The organism is Dolichospermum planctonicum (genome assembly GCF_005402965.1).
GTDB lineage: Bacteria > Cyanobacteriota > Cyanobacteriia > Cyanobacteriales > Nostocaceae > Dolichospermum > Dolichospermum planctonicum.
The window spans coordinates 1-1,129 of record NZ_BJCF01000113.1; the positions used below are offsets into that span (position 1 = coordinate 1).

Consider the following 1,129-nt stretch of genomic DNA (forward strand, 5'->3'; position numbering starts at 1 on the left):
GTTAGGAGTTTTTTCTACAAAAAGATTTGTTTGTTTATTTTCTGTATTTGGGTAGATATAAAGAGGAAAAACATAAGTTGCTTCTCTACTTTTTAACGATACAGTACAATGTTCTGTGAGAATTTCTGAACAAAATATATGATAAAAACCAGGTTCAACTTGCTGACGACAGGAGAGTAACGCAATATTATTACCCTTTAGCAAATGTCCCATTAATTCTTTACGACTATCTCCCCTTTCAATAATCTTAGGATTATAATAAACCCAACGATTATCAAATGGTCTATAAGCATATACTAGTAGTTTTGATTCAATTTCATCTTGTTTAATATCTAACTTAGCTTTTTCTAAACTCCAATATTCTGTATCTTTGATATTGTATTTTTGTTTTAATTCTTCTAAATTAGTATTTATAGAAATATCATGAAAACGATTTATTAAAGTTTCTCTATCGTAGTCAACACATACATTATCCCTTCTAGTTTTCACACCAGCAGCATAAATAGGAAATATATCCGTAATACTTAACTCTCTTTTATATTCATCTTCATAATCAAGATTTTTCGGTGCAAAAAAGTAATTAGGTTCAGTAGGTTTTACTTCTATCCAATCAATATTATCTAAACTTGCAGATTCTAAAAACTTATATTTATCCTCGCGTCTTCCCCACAGATCATAATATAACACCTTAGCCATTTCCTTAACACCATCTCTGGATTTATAAGCAGTAGAACCATAATCAGGTTGATCTTTTTCCCGCACAGCAATTAAAATCGCTACACCCTGTTGAATATCAAACACATTTTGATCAATATTTCCCTCTGGAGTGGTTTCTTTTAATAAAGAATTACCATGTAAATCCATGATATATAATCTATCAAAATACTTTAACAATTCTTCCCTCATACCTCGATGAATTAAACCATTGAGATAGGAATGATTAGTAATAAAACCAATAATACCCGCATTTTGAGCATTATTTTCAATTTGATATTGAGCAAAACGAATAAATTTAATATAATCATCATCTAAAGGTTGAATATTCTTTTCTCCTTCCAGTCTGACTCTACCTTTATATAGTTCTAAAAGTTCCCCAATGTGGGTTAATTCGGTGATAGTTTTACCCGCT

The 1,129-nt window shown here is 30.1% G+C and carries 1 protein-coding gene; it reads right to left on the reverse strand.

Annotated features, from left to right (window positions below; translation table 11 throughout):
• Window positions 1-1,129 (reverse strand): type ISP restriction/modification enzyme (locus tag FFO06_RS21285; RefSeq protein WP_306420262.1); only part of this gene is annotated, 1,129 nt, incomplete at both ends.